Annotated in this window: 25 protein-coding genes; 3 read left to right on the top strand and 22 right to left on the bottom strand. The window is 69.2% G+C overall.

Features of this window, described 5'->3' with window-relative positions; all coding sequences use genetic code 11:
* Nucleotides 1–9: 9 nt before the first annotated feature.
* From Q9S78_RS11540 to Q9S78_RS11595, 12 genes are all read right to left on the bottom strand, one after another.
* Nucleotides 10–543 (bottom strand): GNAT family N-acetyltransferase, encoded by a 534-nt coding sequence (locus Q9S78_RS11540; protein WP_311870290.1) that lies wholly within the window; start codon nt 541–543, stop codon nt 10–12.
* A complete protein-coding gene (gene aroB / locus Q9S78_RS11545) occupies nt 540–1619 on the bottom strand; it encodes a 3-dehydroquinate synthase (protein WP_020097304.1) in 1080 nt (359 codons plus the stop codon). Before aroB ends, Q9S78_RS11540 begins: the two co-directional genes overlap by 4 nt.
* Complete coding sequence (locus tag Q9S78_RS11550; RefSeq protein WP_311870292.1) at nt 1616–2161, bottom strand: shikimate kinase; 546 nt, start codon at nt 2159–2161, stop codon at nt 1616–1618. The genes aroB and Q9S78_RS11550 overlap by 4 nt, the downstream gene beginning before the upstream one ends.
* On the bottom strand, nt 2148–3374 hold the full coding sequence (gene aroC, locus Q9S78_RS11555; RefSeq protein ID WP_020097306.1) for a chorismate synthase: 1227 nt from the start codon (nt 3372–3374) through the stop codon (nt 2148–2150). Before aroC ends, Q9S78_RS11550 begins: the two co-directional genes overlap by 14 nt.
* A 4-nt stretch (nt 3375–3378) precedes the next feature.
* The gene (locus tag Q9S78_RS11560) at nt 3379–4227 is read right to left on the bottom strand and encodes a shikimate dehydrogenase (protein ID WP_311870294.1); all 849 of its coding nucleotides are present in this window, start codon (nt 4225–4227) and stop codon (nt 3379–3381) included.
* A complete protein-coding gene (gene mltG, locus Q9S78_RS11565; protein WP_311870296.1) occupies nt 4227–5627 on the bottom strand; it encodes an endolytic transglycosylase MltG in 1401 nt (466 codons plus the stop codon). Before mltG ends, Q9S78_RS11560 begins: the two co-directional genes overlap by 1 nt.
* 19 nt (nt 5628–5646) lie before the next feature.
* On the bottom strand, nt 5647–6099 hold the full coding sequence (ruvX, locus tag Q9S78_RS11570; RefSeq protein ID WP_018186734.1) for a Holliday junction resolvase RuvX: 453 nt from the start codon (nt 6097–6099) through the stop codon (nt 5647–5649).
* Complete coding sequence (gene alaS, locus Q9S78_RS11575; RefSeq protein WP_116229121.1) at nt 6096–8762, bottom strand: alanine--tRNA ligase; 2667 nt, start codon at nt 8760–8762, stop codon at nt 6096–6098. The genes ruvX and alaS overlap by 4 nt, the downstream gene beginning before the upstream one ends.
* A gap of 70 nt (nt 8763–8832) precedes the next feature.
* Nucleotides 8833–9069, bottom strand: a complete 237-nt coding sequence (locus tag Q9S78_RS11580) for a hypothetical protein (protein WP_018186732.1) — start codon at nt 9067–9069, stop codon at nt 8833–8835.
* An 81-nt stretch (nt 9070–9150) separates the two neighbouring features.
* Nucleotides 9151–9807 carry a 30S ribosomal protein S4 gene (gene rpsD, locus Q9S78_RS11585; protein WP_376716544.1) on the bottom strand — a complete coding sequence of 219 codons (657 nt, stop codon included), beginning with the start codon at nt 9805–9807 and terminating at the stop codon, nt 9151–9153.
* Between the two features lie 139 nt (nt 9808–9946).
* Nucleotides 9947–11455, bottom strand: a complete 1509-nt coding sequence (locus Q9S78_RS11590; RefSeq protein WP_311870302.1) for a tetratricopeptide repeat protein — start codon at nt 11453–11455, stop codon at nt 9947–9949.
* Entirely contained in the window at nt 11448–12803 is a 1356-nt protein-coding gene (locus Q9S78_RS11595) for a replication-associated recombination protein A (protein ID WP_081626443.1), read from the bottom strand. The genes Q9S78_RS11590 and Q9S78_RS11595 overlap by 8 nt, the downstream gene beginning before the upstream one ends.
* A gap of 89 nt (nt 12804–12892) precedes the next feature.
* On the opposite strand from Q9S78_RS11595, the gene Q9S78_RS11600 reads away from it, so the two are divergent.
* From Q9S78_RS11600 to Q9S78_RS11610, 3 genes are all read left to right on the top strand, one after another.
* Complete coding sequence (locus tag Q9S78_RS11600) at nt 12893–13234, top strand: dioxygenase (RefSeq protein WP_311870305.1); 342 nt, start codon at nt 12893–12895, stop codon at nt 13232–13234.
* Between the two features lie 70 nt (nt 13235–13304).
* Nucleotides 13305–14558, top strand: a complete 1254-nt coding sequence (locus tag Q9S78_RS11605; protein WP_311870307.1) for a DUF349 domain-containing protein — start codon at nt 13305–13307, stop codon at nt 14556–14558.
* Nucleotides 14559–14654: 96 nt separating this feature from the next.
* Complete coding sequence (locus Q9S78_RS11610; RefSeq protein WP_311870309.1) at nt 14655–15224, top strand: type IV toxin-antitoxin system AbiEi family antitoxin; 570 nt, start codon at nt 14655–14657, stop codon at nt 15222–15224.
* Here the strand turns inward: Q9S78_RS11610 and Q9S78_RS11615 are convergent.
* The 10 genes from Q9S78_RS11615 to pdxS all read right to left on the bottom strand — a co-directional run bounded on the left by Q9S78_RS11615 (nt 15203) and on the right by pdxS (nt 25410).
* Nucleotides 15203–17470, bottom strand: a complete 2268-nt coding sequence (locus Q9S78_RS11615; RefSeq protein WP_018186725.1) for a RelA/SpoT family protein — start codon at nt 17468–17470, stop codon at nt 15203–15205. The genes Q9S78_RS11610 and Q9S78_RS11615 overlap by 22 nt on opposite strands.
* Nucleotides 17471–17539: 69 nt before the next feature.
* The gene (gene secF, locus Q9S78_RS11620; RefSeq protein WP_028497396.1) at nt 17540–18529 is read right to left on the bottom strand and encodes a protein translocase subunit SecF; all 990 of its coding nucleotides are present in this window, start codon (nt 18527–18529) and stop codon (nt 17540–17542) included.
* Entirely contained in the window at nt 18529–20244 is a 1716-nt protein-coding gene (secD, locus tag Q9S78_RS11625) for a protein translocase subunit SecD (RefSeq protein WP_018186723.1), read from the bottom strand. Before secD ends, secF begins: the two co-directional genes overlap by 1 nt.
* Before the next feature lie 39 nt (nt 20245–20283).
* A complete protein-coding gene (locus Q9S78_RS11630; protein ID WP_018186722.1) occupies nt 20284–20733 on the bottom strand; it encodes a preprotein translocase subunit YajC in 450 nt (149 codons plus the stop codon).
* Between the two features lie 76 nt (nt 20734–20809).
* Nucleotides 20810–21841: a Holliday junction branch migration DNA helicase RuvB gene (gene ruvB, locus Q9S78_RS11635; RefSeq protein WP_018186721.1), complete on the bottom strand. Its 1032-nt coding sequence runs from the start codon at nt 21839–21841 to the stop codon at nt 20810–20812.
* The gene (gene ruvA / locus Q9S78_RS11640; RefSeq protein ID WP_311870311.1) at nt 21834–22445 is read right to left on the bottom strand and encodes a Holliday junction branch migration protein RuvA; all 612 of its coding nucleotides are present in this window, start codon (nt 22443–22445) and stop codon (nt 21834–21836) included. Before ruvA ends, ruvB begins: the two co-directional genes overlap by 8 nt.
* Nucleotides 22446–22492: 47 nt before the next feature.
* On the bottom strand, nt 22493–23053 hold the full coding sequence (gene ruvC, locus Q9S78_RS11645; protein WP_018186719.1) for a crossover junction endodeoxyribonuclease RuvC: 561 nt from the start codon (nt 23051–23053) through the stop codon (nt 22493–22495).
* A gap of 56 nt (nt 23054–23109) precedes the next feature.
* A complete protein-coding gene (locus Q9S78_RS11650) occupies nt 23110–23874 on the bottom strand; it encodes a YebC/PmpR family DNA-binding transcriptional regulator (protein ID WP_018186718.1) in 765 nt (254 codons plus the stop codon).
* A 58-nt stretch (nt 23875–23932) separates the two neighbouring features.
* The gene (gene pdxT / locus Q9S78_RS11655) at nt 23933–24523 is read right to left on the bottom strand and encodes a pyridoxal 5'-phosphate synthase glutaminase subunit PdxT (protein WP_311870313.1); all 591 of its coding nucleotides are present in this window, start codon (nt 24521–24523) and stop codon (nt 23933–23935) included.
* Nucleotides 24520–25410, bottom strand: a complete 891-nt coding sequence (pdxS, locus tag Q9S78_RS11660) for a pyridoxal 5'-phosphate synthase lyase subunit PdxS (RefSeq protein ID WP_018186716.1) — start codon at nt 25408–25410, stop codon at nt 24520–24522. The genes pdxT and pdxS overlap by 4 nt, the downstream gene beginning before the upstream one ends.
* Between the last annotated feature and the right edge of the window lie 12 nt (nt 25411–25422).

The following is a 25422-nucleotide window of genomic DNA, read 5'->3' on the forward strand; positions in this document are numbered from 1 at the left end:
GTGACGACCCTAGTGGGAGGGGCGGTGCATCTGGATCTCGCGCCCAACCTCTGTGTCGAGGGCGAGCCCGGTCGCCGTGAAACCGAGCCGGCGGTAGGCCGCCTGCGCGCGGGCGTTGTCGATGTGGACGTCGAGGGTGAGCCCGTCAGCGCCGGCGGTCTCGGCCCAGACGGATGCCTCCGCCACCAGGGCGTCGAGGACGCCGCGACCGCGATGGCCCGGGTCGACGAAGACACCGACGAGTTCGGCCCGTGGGGCGGCGACGCCGCGTCCGAGCGCGTCCGTCGCGCCTGCATCCCGCACGAGGACCGTCACGGAGCCGATCCACCTCTCCCCTGAGATCGCGACGAACTGCGCCGCGTTCTCGCCCATCGCCGCATCCGCGGTCCGCGACTGCCAGTGCGCGTCGTCCCGGGCCAGCTCCTGCTCGCGGTTGGTCAGGAAGGCGAGGGATGCCGCCGGGTCGCTCACCGCGCGGATGCGGAGGTCGCGGACCTCGCGCCACTCCTGCAGACGGATGCGGCGGACCGCGGCATCCGTCACCCGGTGATCTCCTGGTACGCGGCGAACAGCAGTGACTCGTCGGGGGCCTGCATGACGGTCGGCTTGCCGATCGCGTCGAGGACGATGAAGCGGAGCATGCCGGCGCGCGACTTCTTGTCGCGCTGCATGACGCCCAGAAGGTGCTGCCAGCCGTCCATGCGGTAGGTCGTCGGGAGGCCGAGCATGTCGAAGATGCGACGGTGCCGGGCGACGTCCTCGTCGGAGAGACGCCCCGCCAGTCGCGACAGTTCGGCGACGTACATCATGCCGATCGAGATGGCGGCGCCGTGACGCCAGCGGTACCGCTCGGCGTGTTCGATGGCGTGCCCCAGGGTGTGCCCGTAGTTCAGGACCTCACGGAGCCCCGCCTCGCGGAAGTCCTCGCTCACGACACGCGCCTTCATCTCGATCGCGAGCTCGATGCAGCGGCGGAACTCGTCGGTCGAGGGGTCGACGGCGGCCTCGGGGTCGCGCTCGACGATGTCGAGGATCTCGGGGAACCAGATGAAGCCGGCCTTCACGACCTCGGCGAATCCGGCGACGATCTCGTTGCGCGGCAACGTGTCCAGCACGTCGAGGTCGCAGATCACCGACCGCGGCGCCCAGAACGCGCCGACGAGGTTCTTCCCCTCGGCCGTGTTGACGCCGGTCTTGCCGCCGACGGCGGCATCCACCATCCCGAGGACCGTCGTCGGGATCTGCACGATCTGCACGCCGCGCAGCCAGGATGCCGCGACGAACCCGGCGAGGTCCGTCACCGCGCCGCCGCCGAAGCCGATGACCGCGTCGGTGCGAGTGAAGTCGGCCTGGCCCATGACCTGCCAGCAGAAGGCCGCGACCTCGATGCGCTTGCCGTCCTCGGCGTCGGGGATCTCTGCGATCAGCACCTCGAGCGCGTCGTCGGCGACGAGGAGGTCTCGGAGCTCCGAGGCCTTCGCCCCCAGGCGCGGGGTGTGGACGATCAGCACCTTCTTCACCGTCGGGGCGAGGTGATCGCGGACTCCGGCGAGGAGTCCCCGCCCGACGTGGATGTCGTAGGGAGTTGCGCCGGTGACGCTGATGGTCGTGTGGGTCATGGGGTGACTCCCGGAATGTCGGCGGCGGGCTCGGCCCAGTCCGCGATGGCGGTCACGATGTTCTCGAGTGGCCCGGATGATGTGTCGAACGTCGCGTCGGCGACGGATTCGTACAGTGGTCGGCGCTCGGCGTAGATGCGCTCCCAGCGCTGGATCGGCGTCTCGTCGCCCGCCGAGAGCAGGGGGCGGGATGCCGCTTCGCCCAATCGACGCGCGACGACGCGAGGAGCGACGGTGAGGAGCGCGACGCGATGGGCGCGAAGCCGCTCGCGTGTTGTCTCGTCGAGGACCGCTCCGCCACCGAGCGACACGACGCCGCCGCGCGACAGCGCCTCCTCGACCGCATCGCGCTCGAGTTCGCGGAAGCGGGGCTCGCCCTGCGTCGCGAAGAGCTCCGCGATCGGTCCATGCGCTCTCACGACCATCGCATCGGTGTCGTGGAAGGTCCGGCCGAGCCGCTTGGCGACCCGCTTGCCGACACTCGTCTTACCGGCCCCCATCGGACCGATCAGGACGATCGACGACGGCTCAGGCGAGGTCATGCGCGAGGAGTGCCGCCTCGGACGCAGGGGTCGTCTTGAGCGTCTCGGGGATCGCCGCGAGGTAGGTCTCGAGGTTGCGACGCGTCTCACGGATGCTGTCACCGCCGAACTTCTCGAGCACGGCATCGGCGAGCACGATCGCGACCATCGCCTCGGCGACGACGCCCGACGCCGGTACCGCGCAGACGTCCGAACGCTGGTGGTGGGCCGCGGCGGTCTCGCCGGTGGCCACGTCGACCGTGCGCAGCGCGTGCGGGATCGTCGCGATCGGCTTCATGCCGGCCCGGACGCGGAGCACCGTGCCGGTCGACATGCCGCCCTCGGTCCCGCCGGCGCGGTCGGAGGCGCGCGTGATGCCGCCTTCCGTCGCGAAGAGTTCATCGTGCGCGGCGGACCCGCGGCGACGCGTCGTCTCGAACCCGTCGCCGACCTCGACGCCCTTGATCGCCTGGACGCTCATGAGGGCCTGGGCGAGCTTGCCGTCGAGACGGCGGTCCCAGTGCACGTGCGATCCGAGCCCCGGGGGAAGACCGTAGGCGAGCACCTCGACGATGCCGCCGAGGGTGTCGCCGTCCTTCTTCGCGGCATCCACTTCGGCGACCATGCGCTCGGAGGTCGCCGGGTCGAAGCAGCGGAGCGGATCGGCGTCGAGCGCGTCGACGTCGTCGGGACCGGGGAGCTCCGCCCCCTCGGGCACCTGCACGGGACCGATCGACAGGGTGTGGCTCACGAGGCGGATGCCGAGCTCGGACAGGAAGCTGCGGGCGATCGCGCCGAGCGCGACACGAGCGGCCGTCTCGCGGGCGCTGGCGCGCTCGAGGATCGGACGGGCCTCATCGAAGTCGTACTTCTGCATGCCCACGAGGTCGGCGTGACCGGGGCGGGGGCGCGTGAGCGCGGCACCGCGGCCGCGGGAGCGCTCGCTCAACTCGGTGGGCTCGGGGTTCATGACCTCGACCCACTTGGGCCACTCGGTGTTGCCGATGCGAAGGGCGATCGGACTGCCGAGCGAGAGACCGTGTCGGACGCCGCCCGAGAGGTTCAGCTCGTCCTCCTCGAACTTCATCCGCGAGCCGCGGCCGTAGCCGAGCTTGCGTCGAGCGAGGTCGGCGCGGATCGCGTCGAGCGAGACGGGGACGCCGGAGGGCAGGCCCTCCATGATGGCGACGAGTTCGGGGCCGTGGGATTCGCCGGCGGTGAGCACGCGGAGCATTGGTCTAGTCTCCCACGAGCGCACGGCGCATGACCGCCACCACATCGGGCTCGCGCGGGAGCGGTTCGTCGACGCCCCCCGTGGCGAACGCCCGGATCTGCAGGACCGCCTGGTGCAGCAGCATCCCCTCTCCCCCCGAGGCGGGCCGCCCGGCGCGGTCCCACGCCCGGGACAAGTCGGTGGGCCAGTGACCGTAGACGACGTCCATGAGCATGCCGCCCGCCGCCGCCAGGGCGTCCGCGGTCCCGGCATCCACCGATACCCCGCCCGGCAGCGTCGCGATCGTCGCATCGACGGCGTCGGTCCGTTCGCCCGCGAGCGGTGCGGCGACGACGCGGACACCGAGCCGCTCCCCCAGGTCGACGAGTCCCTGCGCCGCCTCAGGGCGACGTGCGGCGACCTCGACGTCGCGGACGCCGAGCTCGGACAGCGCCACGAGCGCGGCGGATGCCGTCGCCCCCGCACCGACGATGCGTGCGCGGTCGACGGCCTCGACACCCTGTTCACGGAGCGCGGCGACGATGCCCCCGGCATCCGTGTTGAACGCCCGCCACCCCGCGGGCGTCCGCACCAGCGTGTTCGCCGCACCGACAAGGGTGGCGCGCACGTCGCGCTCGGACGCGACGTCGAACGCCGCGCGCTTCAGCGGCATCGTCAGCGAGAGTCCGCGGTGGTCGGCGCCGAGGGCGGCGAGCTCGCCCGCGAACGACGCCTGGTCGACGCGTCGTCGGCCGTAGGTCCACTCCCAGCCGAGCGACGCGTACGCGGCCGTGTGCATGGCCGGCGACAGGCTGTGCCCGATCGGATCGCCCCAGACTTCCAGAGCGGTGGCCTCCGGGGCGGTGGCCGTCATCAGGAGCAGCCTCCGTCGGGGTTGTCGCGGCACCACTTCTGGTACTGGGCGACGGCTTTCTCATGCTCGGCGAAGGTCGCCGAGAAGACGGTCTCCCCCGTGTCGAGGTTGACCGTGACGAAGTACTGCCACGGTCCCTCGGCCGGGTTCAGAGCCGCCTTCATGGCGAGCTCTCCCGGGTTCGCGATGGGGGTGACCGGCAGACCCTTCTTCTTGTACGTGTTCCACCCGTTGTCGTCCGCGAGCTCCTCGGCGCGCGAGTTCGTCCCGCCCTCGCGGTCGGCGAACGGGTACTGCGCGGTCGAGTCCATCTGCAGGAGACCGTTGGTGTCGCTGATCGCAGGATCCAACCGGTTCTGGATCACGCGGGAGACCTTGTAGAAGTCGTCCTCGTAGCGGCCTTCCTTTTCGATGATCGACGCGATCGTGAGGATCTTCTCCCGTTGATCGGCGGGCACGCCGGCGTCGTCGAGGGCTGCGATGGTCCGGTCGACCATCGTCTGAACGACCTCTTTCGCGGTCACGCCGGGGTTGAAGGTGTACGTCGCCGGGAACAGCCATCCTTCGAGACTCGGCGCCTTCACCCCGTAAGCAGCGGGGTCCTTGACGGCCGCCTCGACATCGGCGACGGGCAGTCCGACGCCTTCGGCGATGCGCGGGACCGACTGCGCGACCGTCAGGCCCTCGCGCAGCTGGGCGGTGTACTCCTGCTTGTTCGCGGGATCGAGCAGAGCCTCGAACGCCGCTTGCGAGGTCATCTTCTTCTGCAGGGAGTACACGCCCGGTTTGAGGACGTTCGGATCCTCTCCGTTGTCGATCAGATACGAGTAGAACGCGTCGGAGGTCTTCGTGACCCCCGCATCGAAGAGGGCGCGGGAGATGTCGGCACCCGTCTGGCCCGAGAGGACCGTGACGCTCGCCTCGCCTTCGGCGAGACCGGCCTCGTAATCCTTCGGCTCCTCCCATCCGAGGACCTTCCGGATCTGATCCTCGTAGGTGTTGAACACGGCGAACCCGCCGCCGACCAGTCCGCCGATGATGGCGATGATGATGACGAAGACGCCCCACGCGGCGACCCGGCTCTTGCGCCGGTCACGGTCCTGCCGATGCGGTGCGGCGGACGGGGCCTTCAGTCCCTCGTCCTCGAAGAGCGCGTCGATCGGGGCGGTCGACGAGGCGGTCGCCCGCTCGGCCGGACGAGGACGTGGAGCAGCAACGGATGCTGCCTCTTCCCGCTGCCCACCGGGCACGGCTCCGGCGTCCGTCGCCGACCCCGTCGGCTCCTGGCTCTGCGCCCTCCGGGCAGCCCGACGCGACGACGGGATCGCCCCGTCCGTCGGAGCGGAAGGATCTGCCGGGAAGGTCTCGGGGCGGTCGTCGCGCGAGGGGGTCTCGGACATCGGTGGACTCCTGCGTCTCCTACAGCGCCGCACCGGCCGGGTTACCGGTGCTCTTCTCGACGTCGATCGCCTGCTGGAGGAGGACGACCGCGGCGATCTGGTCGACAATCCTACGAGACGACTTCTGCGAACGCCCGTTCTGACGGAGCACGGCGTTCGCCGAAACGGTGCTCAGCCGCTCGTCGACCAGTCGGATGGGCGCATCGACGGCGGCGGAGAGCTCGGTGGCGAACTCGCGCGCATCCGTCGTCGATGCGGTCTCTGACCCGCCGAGGCTGATCGGGAGACCGACAAGGATCTCGAGCGGGTCGTACTCGCGCGCGATCTCGACGATGCGCGCGACCGAGGTCTCGGCCCGGGGCACGGTCTCGACGGGGACGGCGAGCATCCCGTCCGGATCGCACCGGGCGACCCCGACGCGGGCTCGCCCGACGTCGATCCCGAGTCGGACCCCGCGACGGAAACCGCTCACGCGGTCGCACCCTCCAGTGCCGCGACGATGCCGCTCAGCGCGGTCGGCAGAGCGGACGCATCCGTTCCGCCTCCCTGAGCCACATCGTCACGGCCGCCGCCGCCGCCGCCGAGCACACCGGCAGCGGTCTTCGCGAGCAGGCCGGCCTTGGCACCCGCGGCACGCGCGGCCTCGTTCGTCGCGACGATGACGATCGGACGCCCACCGGCCTCACCCGCGAGGGCGACGACACCGGCGTCGGAACCGAGACGCTCGCGCACCTGCAGCGCGAGGGTCCGCAGGTCGTCTGCGGAGGCGACCGAGCCGATCGACTGCGCCACCACACGGTAGGAACCGGCGGAGACGGCGGATGCCGCAAGAGTCGGGACCCGCTCGCCGAGGGCCTTCGCCTCGAACTGGGCGATCTTCTTCTCTGCCGCCTTGAGGCTCGCCTGGAGCTCCGCGATGCGGGCGGGCAGCTGGTCACGCGGGATCTTCAGTCCCGAGGTGAGCTGGGACACGATCGCCCGCTCGGCCGCGAGCTCGCGGAACGCATCCTGACCCACGAGGGCCTCGACGCGGCGGTTGGAGGCGCCGACCGACGACTCCCCCACGAGGTTGATGAGCCCTACCTGGGCGCTCGAGGACACATGAGTGCCGGCGCACAGCTCGCGCGACCAGGGGCCGCCGATGTCGACCATCCGCACGGTGTCGCCGTACTTCTCGCCGAACAGCGCCATGGCGCCCGCGGCCTTCGCCTCGTCGAGCGACATGACCCGGGTCGTGACCTCGAGGTCGTCGCGGACGGCGTTGTTGGCGATCTCCTCGATCTCGCTCCGGGTCTCGGGCGAGAGCGCCTGACCCCACGAGAAGTCGAACCGCAGATATCCGGCGCGGTTGAGGGAGCCCGCCTGGGTGGCGCTCTTACCGAGGGTGTCGCGCAGAGCGGCGTGAACGAGGTGGGTGGCGGAGTGGGCCTGCGCGGCCGCACGGCGGTTCGCGGCATCCACCACCGTCGTCGCGGCGTGACCGACGGCGACCTCGCCCGTGGTCACCTCGACCGTGTGGCTGATGAGACCGGGGACGGGCTTCTGCACGTCGAGGACCTCGAGTTCGTAGCCCGGACCGACGATGACGCCCTTGTCAGCGACCTGGCCGCCGGACTCCGCGTAAAGGGCGGTCTCGGCGGTGATGACCTCGGCTATCTGCCCCTGCGCGGCACGATCGGCCGGGGCGCCGTCGACGAGGATGCCGAGGATCCGGGACTCCGTCTCGAGATCCGTGTATCCCGTGAAGACCGTCTCACCCAGCGCGCGGAAGTCGCGGTAGACGCTCGTGTCGGCGAGCTGACGCTTGCGCGAGCGGGCGTCGGCCTTGGCGCGGTCCCGCTGCTCCTTCATGAGGGTGTCGAATCCGGCGCGGTCGACCGTGAGGCCGGCTTCCTCGGCGATCTCGAGCGTGAGGTCGATCGGGAAGCCGTACGTGTCGTGCAGCAGGAACGCCTGCGAGCCGCTCAGCGCGGTCGACTGCGTGGACTTCGCCGACTCGATCGAGGTGTCGAGGATCTCCGACCCGCTCGCGAGGGTGCGCAGGAACGTCGCCTCCTCGGCCAGAGCGTACTGCGACAGCCGGGCGTAGTCGGTCTCGACGACGGGGTACGACTCCTTCATGGCGTCCCGGGAGACGGCGAAGAGCTCCGCGAACGTCGGTCCCTCGACGCCCAGCAGACGCATCGAGCGGATCGCGCGGCGCATGAGACGGCGCAGGATGTAGCCGCGGCCGTCGTTGGCCGGAGTGACGCCGTCGGACAGGAGCATGAGCGACGAGCGGATGTGGTCCGCCACCACACGGAAGCGGACGTCGTCGTCGTGGTTCTCGCCGTACCGCTTGCCCGAGAGCTCCACGGCCTTGTCGAGGACGGGACGGACCTGGTCCGTCTCGTACATGTTGTCGACACCCTGCTTGATGAACGCGACGCGCTCGAGCCCCATACCGGTGTCGATGTTCTGCGCGGGCAGATCCCCGATGATGTCGAACTCGTACTTCGAGCGCACGTTCGTGATCTCGTACTGCATGAACACGAGGTTCCAGATCTCGACGTAGCGGTCGTCATCCGTGGCGGGTCCGCCGTCGACGCCGTACTCGGGACCGCGGTCGAAGAAGATCTCGGAGCACGGGCCGGCGGGACCGGGAAGCCCCGTGGTCCAGTAGTTGGTGTCCTTGCCCAGGCGCTGGATGCGCTCCTCGGGGAGGCTCGAGTGCTCGAGCCAGAGCTGGATCGCCTCGTCGTCCTCCTCGTAGACGGTGACCCAGAGGTCCTTCGGATCGAATCCGAGCCCCCCGTCGTCGTCGGGCGTGGTGAGGAGCTCCCAGGCGTACCGGATCGCGTCCTTCTTGAAGTAGTCGCCGAACGACCAGTTGCCCAGCATCTGGAAGAACGTGCCGTGACGCGGGGTCTTGCCGACCTCTTCGATGTCGTTCGTGCGGATGCACTTCTGGTTGTCCGCCGCACGCTTGTAGGGCGCGGGAACATCGCCCGAGAGATACGGGATGAAGGGGACCATGCCGGCGACGGTGAACAGCAGCGCCGGGTCGTCGCTGACGAGGGATGCCGAGGGCACGATCGTGTGCCCGCGCTTCTCGAAATAGTCCAGGTAGCGCCGGGCGATCTCAGCGGTCTTCATCGTGTGTCCTCAAACTGCATGCGGGATCGGTCGCGTCCCAGGGGCCGCGACCGGGAGATGGGGAAGTGGGTCAGTCGCCCTGCGGGGCGGACGCGGCATCCTTCGACAGGGCGTCCTGCGCGTCGGCGACGATGCCCTCGATCTTCGCCTCCTGCGTCCGGTAGGCCTCGCCCATCCGGTCGGTGAACTCGGAGATGCGGAGGTCGACCTCGGAGAGGAGTTCCTGGCCTCGCGGGTCCTTGTTGACCAGGTGCGCGGCGACGAAGCCGGCGACGATGCCCATCAGGAACCAGAGGACTTTCTTCATGGGGTCCATGTTAGGTGCAAAGCAGAAGGGGCGCCGGGTGAACCCGACGCCCCTTCGAACCGCTGAGCGGTCGAACCTCGCTTAGCGCGCGGCGTAGTACTCGACGACGAGCTGGACTTCACAGGTCACCGGGACCTCGGCGCGCTTGGGGCGACGCTCGAGACGGGCCTGGAGCTTGTCGAGCTCGACCGACAGGTAACCGGGAACCGGGGGCAGGACTTCGGCGTGACCGCCGGCGGCTGCGACCTGGAACGGCTCGAGAGCCTCGCTCCTGGCCTTGACGTGGATCGTCTGGCCCGGCTTCACGCGGAAGGACGGGCGGTCGACGAGCTGGCCGTCGACGAGGATGTGACGGTGCACGACGAGCTGACGCGCCTGCGCCGTCGTGCGGGCGAAGCCCGAACGGAGCACGAGCGAGTCGAGACGCATCTCGAGGAGCTCGACGAGGTTCTCACCGGTCAGACCCTCCGTGCGGCGGGCCTCGTTGAAGGTGTTGCGCATCTGCTTCTCGCGGATGCCGTACTGCTCGCGCAGACGCTGCTTCTCGCGAAGACGGACGGCGTAGTCGCTGTCCTGCTTGCGCTTGGTGCGGCCGTGCTCACCGGGAGCGTAGGGACGCTTCTCGAGGTAGCGGGCGGCCTTGGGGGTCAGTGCGACGCCGAGGGCGCGCGAGAGGCGCACCTTGCGGCGGTCCTGGGACTTCGTTGCCACGAAATCTTCCTTCCATGACGTGGCCATGTCTTTCACGGCTCACGGGCGTATCGCCGTCTCTCGCCCTCTCGGACTGCACGCCGGGGCACGCCGAAAGGTGGGAAAGAGAGAAGAGGATGCCCGAAAACACGGTTTCGAGCCGATTAAGCCTAACAGACGGGTGGGATCATCCCTGGCCGTGAGCCAGATCGAGCGCACCGGGCGGGTAGAAGGGGAACGCATCCGGGTGGAGGTCATCGAGCCGGTACCAGCCGACCGACGTCTCACCGTCGAGAACCTGGATCCGCTCGTCGACGCTCAGGGCATCGAGCTCGGGACTGCTCACCGCGAAGAGGTACGCGATCTCGTGTCCGGGCCGGCCCTCGTTGTCGAAGATGTTCTCGATGACCCCGAGGAGCCGCGACTCCGTCACCGTCGCCCCGAGTTCCTCTGCGAGCTCCCGGCGGACGGCCGCCTCGGCCGTCTCCCCCGGTTCCACACCGCCGCCCGGAGCCCGCAAGAAGGCCGGGCGGACCGTCGTCGCCGGATACAGCTCCCCCAGGATGAACCCGTCCCTCATGACGACCGCCACCGAGATCACGCGGATGCGAGGGCGGGAACGGACCTCGGCTGCGTAGGCGCGGAGCGCCCGGTCGTAGAGCGGTATCCCGTCAGCGAGAGCCGCGAGCGCGGTGCGGAGCGCACGGACGGCTTTGTCGTCGTCGTACAGGGCGAGCGCTCGGAAGCCGGCCGCGGCGCCCGCCAACGGGTCGGTCGGCGGGACGTCCCTCAGAACGGCGATCGCGCCCGAGGCATCCCCCACGTTGCGCAGGGAACTCGCCAGCTGGATCCTCGCCTGCGTCTCGTAGGGAGACTCGAGCCCCGCAGCGAGCGCCGCGCGATAAAGCGGGATCGCCGCCGCCTCCTCCCCCAGGAAGTCCTCGACGGACGCACGCTCGAACAGGGCTCGAGGGTCGCTGCCGGGAGTCCCCGCGAGCGCGCCGCTCATCGCGGCGCGGAGCTCGTCGGGCTTCTCTTCGTCGGCCGCCGCCCACACATCGTCGATCCTCCGGCCGAGGTCATCGGCCCCGCCTGCTGCAGGTGCATCGCCGCTCAGCATCGCTCGGACGCGCCGCTGCAGCGGTTCCAGCCCCACGTCGACGTTCGCGTCACGCGCGAAGACGGTGAGTCCGCGCAGCGCCACGCCGGCATCACTCAGCTCGCCGGACAGCAGATGGGCGAAGAAGGCGGCATCCGGGACCTCGCGCACGGTGCCGTGCTCGAGCTCATCCCATTCCGGCGGGCCTTCCGGGACGCAGTCCGCGGCGATCAGGACGTGCTGACGCCGCGTCGAGTTGGCGCCGCTCCACTCGGAGCCCGCCTCCACGACGATGCCCGCCCGATAGCCGGTCTCTTCGCGGAGTTCCCGGACGCCCGCCTCTCGCGGCGACTCACCCGGATCGACGGCGCCCCCGGGGATCTCGGCGATGACACGCTGCGGGCCGACCCGGAATTGATCGAAGAGGACCACCGTGCCATGCGGGGTGAAGGCGATGACCGCGATCGTGTCGCCCTGGTCGAGGACGTCCCAGTCGGCGCGCGCGCCGTCCGGCATCCGGTACACGTCGCGCCGGATCCGGGTGAAGCCGTCGTAGACGACCTCACCCGATTCGCGCACCCACCGAGGATCAGTCACCGAGGATCTTCCGGATCTTCTCGAGTCGGGCGGAGATGTCCCGCTCCACACCCCGACCGGTCGGCTCGTAATAGCGGCGACCACGCAGTTCGTCGGGCAGGTACTGCTGCGTCGCGACGCCGACATCGAGATCGTGCGGGTAGACGTACCCCTTGCCGTGACCCAGGCGCTTCGCTCCGGCGTAATGCGCGTCCCTCAGGTGGATCGGCACCCGGCCGAAACCGCCGGCACGGACGTCCGCGATCGCCGCGTTGATCGCGGTGTACGCGGCGTTCGATTTCGCCGTGGTCGCGAGGTAGGCGGTCGCTTCCGCCAGGGGGATGCGTCCCTCCGGCATCCCGATGAACGCAACCGCGTCGGCCGCGGCGACCGCGATCTGGAGCGCCTGCGGGTCGGCGAGTCCGATGTCCTCTGCGGCGGAGATGACGAGGCGCCGCGCGATGAACCGGGGATCCTCACCGGCTTCGATCATCCGGGCGAGGTAGTGGATCGCGGCATCCGGGTCGGATCCGCGGATCGACTTGATGAAGGCACTGATGACGTCGTAGTGCTCGTCGCCCTGCCGGTCGTACCGCAGCAGCGCGCGGTCGACGGCCTGCGCGACGTGCTCCGCCGTGATGACCGGCGGGGCGGTCTCCTCGGCGCCGTCATCCGATTCGTCGGTCGGCTCCGCGGGCTCAGCCATGGACGCCGCGGCCTCGAGCGAGGTCAAGGCACGCCGCGCGTCACCGGATGCGAGGTGGACCAACGCGGCGCGCGCCTCGTCCGACAGGCTGACCGCACCCGCGAGTCCCCTCGCATCGCTGACGGCTCGGTCGATCAGCATCCCGAGGTCCTCATCGGTGAGCGGCTGCAGGGTGAGCAGAAGCGACCGCGACAGCAGCGGCGAGATGACCGAGAAGGAAGGGTTCTCGGTGGTCGCGGCGATGAGGATGACCCACCCGTTCTCGACACCCGGGAGCAGAGCATCCTGCTGAGCCTTCGTGAAGCGGTGGATCTCATCGAGGAAGAGGATCGTGGAGGCGCCGTAGAGGTCGCGCTGCGTCATCGCCTCCTGCATGACCTCGCGGACGTCCTTGACGCCGGCAGTCACCGCGGACAGCTCCACGAACCGACGGCCCGACGTCCGCGCGATCGCTTGCGCCAGCGTCGTCTTCCCCGTCCCCGGCGGCCCCCACAGGATCACGGACACCGCGCCGGTGGTCGCGCGCCCCGAATCTGCGAGGGCGACGAGCGGCGAACCGGGGCGCAGCAGATGCGTCTGACCGGCCACCTCGTCGAGGGATGCCGGTCGCATCCTGACGGCCAGTGGCGTCGCTCCACGGAAAAGCGCGTCACTCTGTGCCATCGTCCCAGGCTAATCGCCGTCACCGACATCCCGGGTCGAGGCATGGCCCCCGGGTTTTGTCGCGAGCGCGCGAGCCGAATAATCTGCAGGTGGCTGGGCTCGTGCGCAGCCCCGACGGAAGGATCGCCGTGGCAGCGGGCAAGAGCAGGCCGCGCGCAAGCGCACAGGAACGGGAGCGCGTCCGCCTCTATGAGGCGCGCCGACGCTTCAACGCGTCGCTGGTGCAGCGCCGCCGCCGCGACAACGTGATCGCCGGCGTCGCGGGCGGCATCCTTCTTCTGGGGATCCTGGCGGGTCAGGCGTCCTACTACACCGTGGGCCCCGGAACTCCCGAACCCGCACCGAGCCCGACCCCGACCTCGACGACGAGCGAGACACCCGCGCCGTCGCCCACGGCGACGGATTCGCCGACGCCCACTCCGACCCCGTGACCGCCGCGTACTAGGCTGAGTCACTAATCCGACCCCCCATGCGGCGCATGCCGCCGACGAGGTGACCCCCGTGAGTTCCGCCACCCCCGAATCCGCCGAGACCCAGCCGTGGGGCCGCGTCGACGACGACGGCACCGTCTCCGTCCGTGAGGGCGACCAGTGGCGCGTCGTCGGCCAGTACCCCGACGGCACCCCCGAAGAGGCGCTCGCCTACTTCGAGCGCAAGTATGCAGACCTCGCCTCCGAGGTGACGCTGCTCGAGGTGCGCCACCGTCGGGGCGGCGCCTCGGCATCAGACCTGCGCGGCACCGCCCGGACGATCCGTGAACGGCTCGACGGCGCTGCCGCAGTCGGCGACCTGGCCACGCTCGAGGCACGCGTCACCGCGCTCGAGGGGGCACTGTCCGAAGCGAGTGCGGAAGAGGCGCAGGCGCAGCGGGCAGCAGTGGATGCCGCCGTCGCCGAGCGCGAGAGCATCGTCGCCGAGATCGAGGCGATCGCCGCCAAGGACCCGCGCTCCATCCAGTGGAAGCAGACGACGGCGGACGTGGCCGCGCTGTTCGCACGCTGGCAGGAGCACCAGAGCACCGGCCCCCGCCTGCCCAAGGCGGTCGGTCAGCAGCTCTGGAAGCGATTCCGTGACGCACGTGCCGTCGTCGACAAGAACCGGCGCGAGTTCTACTCGAGCCTCGACGAGCAGCACAAGAGCGCCCGCGACGCGAAGACGCGCCTCGTCGAGCGCGCCGAGGCGCTGGCGACGAGGGGTGAGGATGGCATCTCGGCGTACCGCGAGCTGCTCGACCAGTGGAAGAGCGCCGGCCGCGCCGGAAAGAAGGCGGACGACGCGCTCTGGGCCCGGTTCAAGGCCGCCGGCGACGTCCTCTACGGTGCGCGCATCGAACGCGAGAACGCGGACGTAGAAGCATCGAAGGAGAAGATCGAGGCCAAGCGCGCTCTGCTCGACGAAGCCGCCGCCGTCGCGAAGGAGAAGGACAACGCCAAGGCGCGCACACTCCTCACGAACATCCAGCGCCGCTGGGACGAGATCGGTCGTGTGTTCCCGCGCGACACCGAGCGCGGGCTGGACGACCAGCTCCGCAAGGTCGAGACCACGCTGAAGTCCCGCGAGGACGAGGACTGGAAGCGCAACAACCCCGAGACGAAGGCACGTCAGAACGACATGACGAGCCAGCTCCAGGACGCCATCACCAAGCTCGAAGAAGAACTCGCGGCCGCAGAGGACACGAAGGACAAGGCCGCCATCGCCAAGGCGAAGGACGCTCTCGAAGCCCGCAAGGGCTGGCTGCGCGCCCTCGGCGGCTGACACCTCGTACCGACAGAGAGCGGAGCACTCCCCCGGGGTGCTCCGCTCTCTGCGTTCTCCACAGAGGTGTCGGCGGCCCGACGGCGACACACCTCGATGGCGCAGACTGCCCTCATGTGGCCGTTCCTCTACTTCGCCGATGATCGGTTGTCGACTGCGGAGCTGACCGCCGCCCGTCTCGACGGCGACCTGGTGGAGGTCGGCGAGGCGTTCATGCCGGCGGACGCCGTCGAGACACGAGAGCTGCGCGCAGCGTCCTTCCGCTCCATCGGCGGGCCGGAGCGCGCAGTCACCCACGCGAGCGCGGCGTGGGTGCACGGTGCCATCCCGGACCCGCCGCTCATCCACACTCTGCAGCGCGCCGGCCGGCGGCGAGCAGCGTTCCCGGTCGACGCGCGCATCCGGTTCCGGGACGTCGCGCTGCCGGCCGGCGACATCGAGCTCATCAGCGGCGTCGCCGTGACGACGCCCGTCCGCACCCTCGTCGACCTCGTCCGCGACGCCGTGGTCGGCGGCTCGCCGCGCCACCTGGTCGATGACATGCTCGCGTGGCGACCGGACCTCCTCGCCGATGCCGTCACCTGGATCGACGCGGCGGGTCCCATCCACCACAAACGGGCGGCGGCCGCAGAACTACGGCGGCGTCAGGAAGAAGTGACCCGGTAGACGTCGTACACGGCGTCGATGCGCCGGACGGCGTTCAACACGCGATCGAGGTGGACGGTGTCGCCCATCTCGAAGACGTAACGGCTGAGGGCCAGACGGTCGTTGGTCGTCTGGACGGATGCCGACAGGATATTCACGTGGTGTTCGCTGAGCACCCGCGTGATGTCGCTGAGCAGGCCCGAACGGTCGAGCGCCTCCACCTGGATGTGCACGAGGAAGACGCTCTTCGACGTCGGAGCCCATGACACGTCGATCAGTCGATCGGGCTGATCGCGGAGCGAGCCGACGTTCGTGCAGTCCGCTCGGTGCACCGACACACCGCTTCCGCGGGTCACGAAGCCCACGATCTCGTCGCCCGGCACCGGTGTGCAGCACTTGGCGAGTTTGACGAGGATGTCGGGGGCGCCGCGGACGAGGACACCGGAGTCGCCACCGCGCGGCGCCTTCGAACGCCCTACGGCCGGCAGGTCGATGGGACCGGTGGAGGTCTCCTCCTCCTCGGAACGGACGAGCGCGGTCACCTTCTCGATGACGGACTGCGTCGAGACGTGGCCTTCGCCGACCGCCGCGTAGAGCGCGGTCACGTCTTCGTACCGGAGCTGGTGGGCGACGGCGGTGAACGAGTCCTGGCTCATGAGCCGCTGCAGCGGTAGGTTCTGTCGGCGCATCGCGCGAGCGATCGCGTCCTTGCCCTGCTCGACGGCCTCGTCTCGGCGTTCCTTCGTGAACCAGCCGCGGATCTTGTTGCGCGCTCGGGTGCTCTTGACGAAGGCCAGCCAGTCCTGGCTCGGCCCGGCATCCGGATTCTTCGAGGTGAACACCTCGACGACGTCACCGGAGTGCAGCTCGGACTCGAGGGGCACGAGCCTGCCGTTGACCTTCGCCCCCATCGTGCGGTGGCCGATCTCGGTGTGCACCGCGTACGCGAAGTCGACCGGGGTCGCCCCCGCGGGAAGCCCCACGACGCGACCCTTCGGCGTGAAGACGTAGACCTCCTTCGCACCGATCTCGAAGCGCAGCGAGTCGAGGAACTCGCCGGGGTCTGCGGTCTCTGCCTGCCAGTCGGAGATGTGCGCGAGCCAGGCCATGTCCTGGTCGATCGCCTTGGAGTCCGCCTTACCGCCGGCGATCTGCTCCTTGTACTTCCAGTGCGCCGCGACGCCGTACTCGGCCTGCTGGTGCATCTCATGCGTGCGGATCTGGATCTCGACCGTGCGTCCGCCGGGACCGATGACCGTCGTGTGGAGCGACTGGTAGAGGTTGAACTTCGGCGTCGCGATGTAGTCCTTGAACCGGCCCGGGATCGGCGTCCACCGTGCATGGATCGCACCGAGGACGGCGTAGCAATCCCTGACCGTGCCCACCATGATGCGGATGCCGATGAGGTCGTAGATGTCGTCGAACTCGCGACCGCGGACCACCATCTTCTGGTAGACGGAGTACAGCTGCTTGGGCCGCCCCATGACGCGTCCGCGGATGCGGAGGTCTCGCAGGTCCGCCTCGACGTTGTCGATGACCGTGTGCACGTACTGCTCGCGCTGCGGGGTGCGCTGCTTCACGAGCGAGTCGATCTCGGCATAGAGCTTGGGGTGGAGCACCGCGAACGACAGATCCTCGAGCTCGCTCTTGGCGGTCTGGATGCCGAGACGGTGCGCCAGCGGCGCGTAGATCTCGAGCGTCTCGCGGGCCTTCTTGGCGGCCTTCTCGGGAGGGACGAACCCCCAGGTGCGAGCGTTGTGCAGGCGGTCCGCGAGCTTGATCAGCAGAACGCGGATGTCTTTGGACATCGCGACGATCATCTTGCGGACGGTCTCCGCCTGCGCAGCGTCGCCGTACTTGACCTTGTCGAGCTTCGTGACGCCGTCGACCAGCATCGCGACCTCGTCGCCGAAGTCGGCGGTCAGCTGATCGAGCGAGTAGTCGGTGTCCTCGACCGTGTCGTGCAGGAGGGCCGCGGCGATCGCGCGCGGACCGAGGCCGAGTTCGGCGAGGATCTGCGCGACCGCGAGCGGATGCGTGATGTACGGCTCGCCGCTCTGGCGCTTCTGGGACGCGTGCGCTTTCGCCGCCGTCCGGTACGCGCGCTCGACGATCGCGATGTCGCCCTTGGGGTGGTGAACGCGCACCGTCCGCATGAGCTCTTCGAGGGCGTCGCGAGACGGGGCCCGCGAGAAGATGCGCGGCACGAGCCTGCGCAGCGATTGCCCGCCCGTCGCAGACCCTGTCGGAGTGACCGCTTCAGCCATGCGATCGCCTCCTGTATGCCCGTACGCGCCTGGAACTGGAGGTCAATCCTACGCCCGCGCGCATCCGGCTCAGACCGCGGCGACGGCTGCCGAGCGAGCCTCCACGACACGCTGGTCGCGCGCCTTGAGGTCGGCCTCGTTCTCGCGCAGGAGCGAGTACAGTGGCGCAGCGACGAACAGCGTGGAGTACGCCGCGACGATCGTTCCGACGAAGATCGACAGCGAGATGTCCGTCAGGGTCTGAGCCCCGAGCCACAGGGCGCCGATGAAGAGGATCGCCCCCGTCGGCAGCACCGCCACGACGGTCGTGTTGATCGATCGGATGAGGGTCTGGTTCACGGCGAGGTTGACCGACTCGCCGAAGGTCCGACCGGACTTCTCGCCGTCCTCGAAGGTGTTCTCGCGGATCTTGTCGAAGACGACCGTGGTGTCGTACAGCGAGTAGGACAAGATCGTGAGGAAGCCGATCACGGCCGCAGGCGAGATCTCGAAGCCGAACAGCGCGTAGACGCCCACGGTGACGACGAGCACGTCGACCAGACCGATCATGGCGGCGACCGACATCTTGAAGGTACGGAAGTACAGCGCGAGGATCACGAACGTCAGTACGAGGAAGATCGCCAGGCCCCAGAGGGATTGACGAGTCACGCTCTCCCCCCAGCTCGGCCCGATGAACGACGAGCTGACGCTCTTGTCCGACACCCCGTACGCCTCGACGAGAGCCGAGGTGACCTCGCGGGTCTCGATCTCACCCATCTGGTCGGTCTGGATGCGGAGGCTGTCGTCGCCGACCGTCGTGACGCGCGGCGCGGCGTCCGGGACGACCGACTGGACCGCCTTGGTCGCGAGCAGCTGGTCGGGCTTGGCGACGTCGTTGACGGTGAACTGCGATCCGCCGGTGAACTCGATCGAGAACTGGACCGGACGGAAGACCGGCACGAGCGCCGAACCGATCACGAGGATCGCCGCGATCAGGAACCAGAGACGGCGGCGGCCGACGAACGGGAAGGAGACCTTGCCCGTGTAGAGGTCGTTACCGAAATCACTCATGGAACGCATCAGTCGTTCCCCTCCCCTGCCGAGCGGTTGGTGCCGCTCTGCTCCGCGAGCTTGCGCTCAGCGATGGTCTGTCGGCGGACGGCTTCGCTGCGTGACCGCGACGAGCGCTTCTCGGCCTGGGACTTGCCGCCGGCGGCGACGGGTGCGCGGAACTGCGCACGACCACGGTAGACGGCACCGAGTGCTGTCGGATCGAGACCCGAGAGCGGGTGCCCCCCACCGAAGAAACGCGTCCGCGCGAGCAGCTGCATCACGGGGTGCGTGAAGAGCACGAAGATGAGAACGTCGATCACGGTGGTCAGACCCAGCGTGAAGGCGAAGCCCTTCACCGTCGAGTCGGCCAGGATGTACAGCACGACGGCGGCGAGGATGTTGATCGACTTCGAGATGTAGATCGTGCGCTTGGCGCGGTCCCAGCCGTCTTCGACGGCACCGGTGATCGACTTGCCGTCGCGGAGTTCGTCCCTGACGCGCTCGAAGTAGACGATGAACGAGTCGGCCGTGAAGCCGATCGTCACGATCAGGCCGGCCACACCCGCGAGGGAGAGTCGGAACCCCATCCGCCACGCGAGGATGCACAGGGTGATGTAGGTGAGGACGCCCATCACTGCGAGCGACGCGATGATGACCGAGCCGAGGGCACGGTAGACCGTCAGCGAGTAGATGGCGACCAGGGCGAGACCGATGAGTCCGGCGACGAGACCGATGAGCAGCTGCTGCGATCCGAGCGTCGCCGAGATCGAGTTGCTGCTCTGGACCTCGAAGCTCAACGGAAGAGCGCCGTACTTGAGCTGATCCGCGAGCGTCTTCGAGGTCTCCTGGTCGAAGTTGCCGGTGATCTGCGGCTTGCCGTCGGTGATCACGGCGTTCATCGACGGAGCGGAGATGACCTCGCCGTCCAGGACGAAGGCGAACTGGTTCTGCGGCGACTGCAGATTGAAGAGCCGCTGGCTGATGTCCCCGAAAGTCTTTGTGCCGGCCCCGTTGAAGACGATGTTGACGGCCCACTGGCCGTTCTGCGAGTTCAGACCGTTGGTCGCGTCGGAGATCGCGGAGCCGGTGAGCTCCACGGGTCCCAGGAGGTACTTGGCCGAACCGTCCGCGTCGCAGGTGATCAGTGGCTGGTCCGCGGGTTCCTGGGCCGGGTCGTTCGCGGGCTTCGCGCAGTCGTAGGCGAGGAACTCGGCCTGCACCTCTTCCGTCGCCCACGACAGGTCGCTGCCGTTCGTCGGCGCCGGAGTGGGAGTCGCGTTCAGGGACGGACCGGGCGTCGGGTACGGGGTCTGCTTGCCGTCGTCACCGACGAACGTGTTGCTCGGGGCCGCCGTGTAGAGGACGGCCCGCAGCTGCATCTGCGCCGAACGGCCGATGCGGTCGCGCGTCTCCTCGTCGGCGATGCCCGGAAGCTGCACCACGATCTGGTTGCCCGCCTGCGTCGTGATGTCGGTCTCGCCGACACCCGAGGCATCCACACGCTGACGGATGATCGAGACCGCCTGCTGCATCTGATCCGCTGTGGGCTGAGCGCCCTCCCGGGTCTGCGCCTGCAGGATGATCTGCGTGCCGCCCTGGAGGTCGAGCGCCAACTCGGGCACCCACGAACTCTTCTCGAAGAGGATGACGCCCGCGGCGTTCACCCCGAAGAGCACGGCGGTCAGGGCGAGGAGTCCGATGAGTGCGCGCCAGGCGCGGCGGACGGGGGTGGATGAAGCCACGGAGGGAACTTTCTTCAGGGACCGCCGAAGCGGAGGAGATCAGGCCTTGGGCTTGTCGTCCGCGTCGGGCGTGCTGTCGACGGGACGCGAGTCGAGGATCGTCTCGTCGCGCGAGACGATGACGTCGTCACCGGCGACCTGCTCGTCCTCGTCGACGACAGGCTCCTCGTCCTCGACGATGCGGAGGATGGCCTGGCTGTGGACCTCGACGACCATGCCGGGAGCGAGCTCCACGTGAGCCGGCTTGGAGAGGTCGGTCGGGTCGTACTCGACGATCGTGCCGTAGAGCCCGCCCTGGAGCAGGACCTTGACGCCCGGGACCATCTGCTGAGCCTTCTGCTCCTGCTGCTCCTTCATCTTCTTCGCGCGGCGACGCGAGCTGACGAACATGAAGACCAGCAGAGCCGCCAGCAGGATGAGCAGGCCGTAGTCCATGAAGAAGTTTCCTCCGGTGGCCTGCTGGGTGTTCTGCTGGGAGAGAAGCAACATGGACGCGGGTCCGCCTTTCGGGAGGGCACGCCGCATCGATGCGGCGAAGAGGGTGGGAGGCCGGAGCCTTCAGCGATTATAGGTCATCGAGGGTCAGCGCCCCGTCGTGACGGGGGATCCCCAGGTGGGCGTAGGCCTCGGGGGTCGCGACCCGCCCCCGGGGAGTGCGTCCCATGAACCCGATCCGGACGAGGTAGGGCTCGACGACCGACTCGATCGTGTCGGCTTCCTCCCCCACCGTCACGGCGAGGGTGTTCAGTCCCACGGGGCCGCCGCGGAAACGTCGCACGAGCGCGTCGAGCACCGCGCGGTCGAGGCGGTCGAGCCCGAGGTCGTCGACGTCGTAAAGCTCGAGGGCCGCCGAGACGTCGCCCGTCGTCGCCTGTGTCGACGAGCCGCCGTGGACGACGACGTAGTCGCGCACACGGCGGAGCAGCCGGTTCGCGATGCGAGGGGTGCCGCGCGATCGACGGGCGATCTCCTCCCGGGATGCCGCGGGCACATCGACGTCGAGCATCACCGCCGAGCGGGCGATGACTTGCTCGAGCTCGACCGGCTCGTAGTACTCGAGGTGCGCGGTGAAGCCGAAGCGGTCGCGGAGGGGGTTGGGGAGCAGCCCGGAGCGGGTGGTCGCACCGACGAGGGTGAAGGGCGCGAGGTCGAGCGGGATGCTGGTCGCACCGGCTCCCTTTCCGACCATGATGTCGATGCGGAAGTCCTCCATCGCGAGGTACAGCATCTCCTCGGCGGAGCGCGCCATGCGGTGGATCTCGTCGATGAACAGCACCTCACCCGGCACGAGACTCGACAGGAGGGCGGCGAGGTCGCCGGCGTGCTGGATCGCGGGACCGCTCGACATCCGGAGCGGCCGCTCGCTCTCGTGGGCGACGATCATCGCGAGAGTCGTCTTACCCAGTCCGGGCGGGCCCGACAGGAGGATGTGGTCGGCGGGACGCTGTTGGATGCGGGCGGCATCCAACAGCAACTGCAGCTGTCCGCGCACCTTCATCTGCCCGATGAACTCCGCGAGCGAGCCGGGGCGGAGCGCACCCTCGACAGCGAGCTCGGTCTCGTTCTCGGGGAGGCGCTGGTCGCGGGGATCAGACACCGGAGCGCTCCGCACGGGCCGGGCCCAGCTGGGCGAGCGCGAGTTTGAGGAGCGCCGGTACCGACGCTCCGGCGGGCGCGTCGGCGAGGACGTTCTCCGCCGTCTCGAGTGCGACGCGTTCATTCCACCCGAGCGCCATGAGGGCCGCGGACACCTGCGCGCCCAGCCCCTGCGGAATCGGGGCGCCCGCGGCGGTGCGGGTGGGCGCCGTGAGCTTGCCGGCCAGCTGGACCACGATGAGCTTCGCGGTCTTCGGACCGATGCCCGAGACACGACGGAACGGAGCGTCGTCCTCGTCGGCGACCGCCGTCGCGATCTGGTCGACCGTGAGGGACGAGAGGACACCGAGGGCGGACTTCGGACCCACGCCGGACACGCTGAGCAGATGCCCGAAGACGTCGAGCTCGGAGCGGTCCTCGAATCCGAAGAGCAGCATGGCGTCTTCGCGGACGATCATCGCCGTGTGGACGAAGACCTCGTCGCCCAGGTGCACCTGCCGTGCGTACTGAGCGGTGACGGCCACGGCGTAGCCCACACCGTGCACGTCGACGACGGCGGAGTCGGGTTCGAGGTGGATCACGCGACCGCGCAGCGAGGAGATCATGCGACGAGCCTACGGGAGCGTTCGGACGTATGTTCGAGCGACACGCGTCAGCGTCGCGACGCCTTCTCGGCCTCAGCCCAGGCGCGCTGGGCCGGAGTCAGCGCCGCACCGACGGGGGCCGACGACCCGCGCCGCCAGGCATGGCACAGCGCGAGCGCCAGGGCGTCCGCTGCGTCGGCCGGCTGCGGGAGAGCGTCCAGACGCAGCACACGGGCGACCATCGTCTGGACCTGGAGCTTCTCGGCGTTCCCATACCCGGTAATCGCCGCCTTCACCTCCGACGGAGTGTGCGTCGCCGCGGGCAGACCGTGCTCGGCCGCGAGGAGCAGGGCTATGCCGCTCGCCTGGGCCGTGCCCATCACGGTGCTCCGGTTCTGCTGTGCGAAGACCCGCTCGACGGCGACGACGTCGGGCCCGTGCTCGGCTAGGACCGCACGGATGCCGGCGGCGATCGTCGCGAGGCGCTGCTCGATCGGCGCCTCCGGCGAGGAGCGGACGACACCTACGTGGACGAGCGAGGCCGACCGGTCGGGGCGGACATCGACCACCCCGACGCCGCACCGGGTCAGGCCCGGGTCGATCCCGAGAACGCGAAGAGCGGATGCCACTCCCCCACGCTAGGCGGGAGGTGCGGCATCCGCTCGTCGGCGCGCCCGGTGAGGCCTTACTCTGACTCGTCGTCCTCGAGCTCGGCCTGCACCTCGGCGGTGAGGTCGAAGTTGGCGTACACGTTCTGGACGTCTTCGCTGTCCTCGAGGGCGTCGATCAGTCGGAAGACCTTGCGCGCCGTGTCGGCGTCGATCTCGACCTTGAGGTTCGGGACGAACTCGACGTCCGCCGACTCGTACTCGATACCTGCGTCGGTCAGCGCGGTGCGGACAGAGACGAGGTCGGATGCCTCGGTGACGACCTCGAAGCCCTCGGAGTGCGGCTCGATCTCCTCGGCGCCCGCCTCGAGGGCGGCCATCATGACGTCGTCCTCGGTCGTGCCCTCGCCGGAGACGACGATGACGCCCTTGCGGGCGAAGTTGTACGCGACCGAGCCGGGGTCGGCGAGCGTGCCGCCGTTGCGGGTGAGGGCGGTCCGGACCTCGGCGGCGGCGCGGTTCTTGTTGTCGGTCAGACACTCGACCATGAGTGCCACGCCGTTCGGGCCGTAGGCCTCGTACATGATCGAGGTGTACTCGACGGACTCGCCGCCGATGCCTGCGCCACGCTTGATGGCGCGATCGATGTTGTCTTTGGGGACCGACGTCTTCTTGGCCTTCAGGACGGCGTCGAACAGCGTCGGGTTGCCCTGCAGATCGGCGCCGCCGAGCTTGGCGGCGACCTCGATGTTCTTGATGAGCTTCGCCCACGACTTCGCGCGACGCGAGTCGATGACGGCCTTCTTGTGCTTGGTGGTCGCCCACTTGGAATGTCCGCTCATGGGACTCCTCTCGGAAAAAGCGCAGGGTCCAGTCTAGGACCGAGGCCGCGCCCCTTCGCTACGCGTCACGCGCGGCATCCAGGAGGAGCTTGTGGAAGCGCCTCTCGCCGTCGAGCTCGGGGTGGAACGAGAGCCCCATCACGCCCCCCTGCCGGACTCCGACGACGCCGCCGTCGGGGAGACGCGCGATCACCTCGGCCGACGGACCGACCTCGCTCACGATCGGCGCACGGATGAACGTGGCCTTCACGCGCGGGTCCCCCACCGCCGGAACCTCGAGATCGGTCTCGAACGACTCGGTCTGCGAGCCGAACGCGTTGCGTCGCACGGTCACGTCGAGCCCGCCGAACGTCTGCTGACCCACGATGCCGTCCTCGAGCCGGTCCGCGAGAAGGATGAGGCCGGCGCACGTGCCGAGGACCGGCATCCCGCCCGCGATCGCCGCACGCAGGGGCTCGCGCATCCCGAAGGCGCGGGAGAGCTTGTCGATCACGCTCGACTCGCCACCGGGCAGGACGAGCGCGGACACCGCGGCGAGATCGCCGGGACGCCGGACCGAGAGGACGTCGGCACCCAGGTCCGTGAGCACCCGGGAGTGCTCACGGACATCGCCCTGGAGGGCGAGGACGCCGATGCGAGGTCTCGTCACCAGCCCCGGTCCGCCAGCCGGTGCGGAGCGGGGAGATCGGACACGTTGATACCGACCATGGCCTCGCCGAGCCCCCGGGACACGTCCGCGACGACCTTCGGGTCGTCGAAGAAGGTCGTCGCCTTCACGATCGCGGCGGCGCGCTCGGCGGGGTTGCCGCTCTTGAAGATGCCGGACCCGACGAACACCCCGTCGGCCCCGAGCTGCATCATCATCGCCGCATCCGCGGGCGTCGCGACGCCACCGGCGACGAAGAGGACGACGGGGAGCGTGCCGGTCTCGGCGATCTCGGCAACGAGCTCGTACGGCGCCTGCAGGTCCTTCGCGGCGACGTAGAGCTGATCCTTCGACAGCGCCGACAGGGCGGCGATCTCACCGCGGATCTTGCGGATGTGCTTCATGGCCTCCGACACGTCGCCCGTGCCGGCCTCCCCCTTGGAGCGGATCATCGCCGCTCCCTCGGTGATCCGCCGCAGTGCCTCGCCGAGGTTCGTCGCACCGCAGACGAAGGGCACGGTGTAGCCCCACTTGTCGATGTGGTTCACGTAGTCGGCGGGTGAGAGGACCTCGGACTCGTCGATGTAGTCGACGCCGAGCTCCTGCAGCACCTGAGCCTCGACGAAGTGTCCGATACGCGCCTTGGCCATCACGGGGATCGAGACGGACGCGATGATGTCGTCGATGAGATCGGGGTCGCTCATGCGTGCGACGCCGCCCTGGGCGCGGATGTCGGCCGGTACGCGCTCGAGCGCCATGACGGCGACGGCGCCGGCGTCCTCGGCGATCTTGGCCTGGTCGGCGGTGACGACGTCCATGATGACGCCGCCCTTGAGCATCTCGGCGAGGCCACGCTTGACGCGCGCCGTTCCGGTCGAATTCGTTGGCATAGGCCAAAAGTT

Origin of the sequence: Microbacterium aquilitoris (assembly GCF_031932285.1) — a bacterium.
In the GTDB taxonomy this organism is placed as follows: domain Bacteria; phylum Actinomycetota; class Actinomycetes; order Actinomycetales; family Microbacteriaceae; genus Microbacterium; species Microbacterium aquilitoris.